The sequence below is a fragment of the Achromobacter sp. SIMBA_011 genome (assembly GCF_046535435.1).
Taxonomy (GTDB): domain Bacteria; phylum Pseudomonadota; class Gammaproteobacteria; order Burkholderiales; family Burkholderiaceae_B; genus Achromobacter; species Achromobacter dolens.
In genome coordinates this window covers 1-250 of record NZ_JAWRWN010000934.1, presented here as the reverse complement: position 1 = coordinate 250, position 250 = coordinate 1, and the positions used below count along the sequence as shown (strand labels likewise).

Here is a 250-nt window from a genome sequence, read left to right as displayed (position 1 = left end):
GGCAGCCGAAAGACATCCGCTACCGGATGGAGGAATTCCTGGCGCTGGAGGCGAGCGGCTGGAAGGGCCGCAAACGCACTGCACTGGTCAATGATCGTTATCGCGCAGCGTTTGCCCGCGAAGCAATAACCAATCTGGCCGAGGCGGATGCGGTGCGCATTCACACCATCGATCTCAACGGCAGCGCCATCGCGTCCATGGTCGTCTTCATGACAGCCGGCGAGGCCTATACGTGGAAAACCGCCTTTGA

The 250-nt window shown here is 60.4% G+C and carries 1 protein-coding gene; it reads left to right on the top strand.

Going from position 1 to position 250, the window contains the following annotated elements; all coding sequences use genetic code 11:
• A partial coding sequence (locus tag SB816_RS33740; protein ID WP_410548469.1) for a GNAT family N-acetyltransferase occupies positions 1–250 on the top strand: 250 nt, incomplete at both ends.